This window comes from Synechococcus sp. Cruz CV12-2-Slac-r (assembly GCF_024346075.1).
Lineage (GTDB): Bacteria > Cyanobacteriota > Cyanobacteriia > PCC-6307 > Cyanobiaceae > Synechococcus_D.
The window spans coordinates 1-3,230 of sequence record NZ_JAGQEK010000173.1; the positions used below are offsets into that span (position 1 = coordinate 1).

The 3,230-nt window shown below is 55.5% G+C and carries 2 protein-coding genes and 2 pseudogenes; 3 read left to right on the plus strand and 1 reads right to left on the minus strand.

What is annotated here, in order from left to right; translation table 11 throughout:
- A pseudogene (locus KB557_RS10080) lies at nt 1-481 on the plus strand (glutathione synthase); the annotation flags it as partial.
- Here the strand turns inward: KB557_RS10080 and KB557_RS10085 are convergent.
- Nucleotides 438-1,829: an isochorismate synthase MenF gene (locus KB557_RS10085; RefSeq protein WP_255133838.1), complete on the minus strand. Its 1,392-nt coding sequence runs from the start codon at nt 1,827-1,829 to the stop codon at nt 438-440. The pseudogene KB557_RS10080 and the gene KB557_RS10085 sit on opposite strands and share 44 nt — an antisense overlap.
- A 59-nt stretch (nt 1,830-1,888) precedes the next feature.
- Between KB557_RS10085 and menA the strand changes: the two genes are divergently transcribed.
- Nucleotides 1,889-2,830: a 2-carboxy-1,4-naphthoquinone phytyltransferase gene (gene menA, locus KB557_RS10090; RefSeq protein WP_255133840.1), complete on the plus strand. Its 942-nt coding sequence runs from the start codon at nt 1,889-1,891 to the stop codon at nt 2,828-2,830.
- Nucleotides 2,827-3,230, plus strand: a pseudogene (locus KB557_RS10095) (o-succinylbenzoate synthase); the annotation flags it as partial. The gene menA and the pseudogene KB557_RS10095, both read left to right, overlap by 4 nt.

Below are 3,230 nucleotides of genomic sequence, written 5' to 3' on the forward strand. Positions count from 1 at the left end.
GGTGCTTAAACCGCTTGGGGGCAAGGCCGGTCAAGGGGTGATCAGAGCAAACGGCGCTGGCCCGGGGCTTGCTGCGTTACTTGAATTAGTAACCCAGCAGCAGCAATTGCCAGTGATGATTCAAGCCTTCCTGCCGGTGGTTTGTGCAGGTGATAAACGCATCCTGCTGGTGGATGGCATGCCTCTTGGGGCCATAAACCGCATCCCAAAAGCTGGCGATTTTCGTAGCAATCTGGCGGTGGGTGGTGCACCAGAACCCACCGAACTAACCGCAAGGGAGAATGAAATCTGCGCTGAATTAGGGCCAGCTTTACGGGCGGCAGGTTTATTTTTTGTTGGTATTGATGTGATCGGTGATTACTTAAGCGAAATAAATGTAACTAGCCCCACGGGGGTGAGAGAAGTGGAACGGCTTGGCGGAATTCCTCTTGCAGATCTCACCCAGCAGCAACTGTTGAAAACTGATCTCCAGCAAGGCTGAGCTGTTGCTGTAAAACCTCAAGCTTTAGCGCCACTTCCGCCAATTCCCTTTGGGGTTCTGAGCCCCGCACCAAGCCAGCTCCTGCGGTGAGTTCCAACTGTTGCCCCCGCAACACACCACTGCGGATCGCCACTCGCAACTCGGCATCACCGGCACTATCAATCCAACCGATTGGAGCGGCATAGGCACCCCTTTCAAAGGGTTCCAGGCTGCGCAACCAGGCCATTGCTTCTTTGCGGGGTAAACCTGCCACTGCTGGGGTGGGATGCAACGCCTCGGCGAGGGCCAGGGGATGCTGGCCGGAAAGGGTTGCACTTATTGGAGTGTGGAGATGACGCAATGGACCATGGCGCGCCAGCCTTGGCGCTCTCAAACTATTTGGGCTCAACCCCTGTTGTTGCAATACCTCTCTAATTGCTCCAACCACCAACTCATGTTCATGGAGATCTTTGCTGGACTGCAGCAAAGCCTGGGCTGGTTCCCCCTGGCCGGCCGTTCCCGCTAACGCATCACAACGCAACTCCCCTTTGCGCACAGCTAGCAAGCGCTCCGGTGAAGCTCCCACCAAAACACTGCCATCAGCCTCCCCCCAAAGGAAACGACAACTGCCAGCTTGGTGTTTACGTAAACCAGCTAATAACAACTGCGGCTCCAAAGGGCCATCTAGCTGTAAGTGTTGCCGCACCGCTAATACCAACTTGCGCAATTCCCCCCGTTCCACCAGATCAAGGGCTTGATCCATAGCGCCGCGATAAGCCTGCTGCCAAGGAGATTTGCTAAGAACCTTTGGGATTGTGGCAAGCGGCAAACACCAATCCGCCCGCTCAAGGTGCTGAGCCATATCCCACAACTCCTCTGCCACATATCTCGGCGTTACCTCACCACCAAGGGGTCTTTGCAAGCGCAACCAAGCCTGTTGCCCCTGACGACTCAATTGCCAACGGGGCAAAACAGCCCGCACTCCCGGCAATAAGGAGCGGCCATTTTGTAGAGGCGAATCAAAAAATGAAAACGCTAGTAATACCCGCGGCCGAGCTAAGGCCGGCCCGCTGATGGCCTCAGCTCCAAGCCGGGAAAGGCTTAGCTGGCAGAAGCGTTGGGCTAATTCAAAACGGCGCGGACCGCTTAATTCCAAATGTTGGGCAAGACCAGAAGCAGCAAAACAAAAACCAGGTGCCCCATCCCAAAGCATCCGAAAACGATCACCACCGGGCAAGGCCGCCAGGGCTTTAAGGGGGTCTAGTGGTGCCAGCGGCAAGGCCAAACTGAGCACGCCGCCATCCTCTAAGCCAGCAGCTTGGCTGCTGGCTTGGGCCAGAAAATCAGTAAAAGCGGAGTTCAGCAACACTGCCGTTCCTGCTGCTGCTCAAATGTATGGGTTGAACGCTAACTACTGCCCTAGCCCCCATGGCTGAGCCCAAGGTTGTTGCAAGCCGTTACGCCCTCTGGCAGGCGGCAATTAAATGGCCGATGTATTCGGTGGCAGTAATGCCAGCTTTTCTGGCGGCAGGGGCGCTGCAGGGGCTGGAATTAAAGCCCCGCTGGGAGCAATTAATTTTATTTTTATTAGCAGCAGTGCTTTTGCTCGCCTGGGAAAACCTCAGCAACGATGTTTTTGATGCTGATACCGGTGTTGATAGCAAAGGAAAACCCCATTCGGTAGTGAATCTCAGCGGCCGACGTGATCGGGTTGCCCTTGCTGCGAACTGCTGCTTGGTGCTTGGTTTAGCCCTAATGGCATTGGTGGCACAACAGAGCCAAGGGGCGGTGCTGCTGCTGGTTTTAGCCTGCTGCGGCATCGGTTATTTGTATCAAGGGCCCCCGTTTCGGTTCAGTTATCGCGGCCTAGGGGAACCGCTTTGCTGGCTTGCCTTTGGGCCTCTAGCAAGCGCCGCCGCCCTAATTGCCCTTGCCCCTGCGGGTGTGTTTGATGGCGCTGCAATCCCCTGGAGCATGGCCCTAGAGCTGGGGGCTGGCCCTGCGGTTGCCACCAGCCTGGTGCTGTTTTGCTCCCATTTCCATCAGGTGGAGGAAGACGCTAAAAATGGCAAAAATTCACCGGTGGTGCAGCTTGGTAGTGCCAAAGCCGCCGCATTGGTGCCTTGGTTTGTGGTTGCTTGTTTTGCTTTGCAATGGTTACCAATCCTTAGGGGGATCTGGCCAGCTTCCGCTTTCTTGGGGCTGATCGGCTTAGCACCTGCGCTGTCTTTAATTCGCTTGCTGCAGCGGCAGCACAACCAGCCGGAAAGGATCATCGGCTGCAAATTTTTAGCCCTGCGCTTTCAAGCGCTCAATGGTTTGGGTTTAGCGCTGGGCTTAGCCCTCGGGCCCTTATTCCTAGGCCGTTGAGCAGTTCAACTTGCTTAATTTTGGAGTGGCGGCCTTTGCGCTACCGCTTAGCCAAGCCCCTAAAAAACGCCCATGGCACAACAATTGAACAACGCGGTTGGTTGCTGAAATTAACTAACCAGGCTGGAGATATTGGCTGGGGCGAAGTGTTGCCGCCGCTTGTTCAATGGCACAACTGCGCCGCAGCTATTGGGCGCTTGGGCCTTCAACTCGAATTAGAGCAATTGGAGCTGCAGTTGCCTTTGCTGCCTGGGGCGCTTGCTTTTGGTTTGGGTTTAGCTCTTGCCGAACTGCAAGGGCTCTGTGAAGGCTGGCTGGAGGCACCCCCTTCCGCCTGGTTGCTACCTGCTGGGGCAGCAGCAATCCCTGCTTTAGAAAATGCTTTAAATGCAGCATCCAC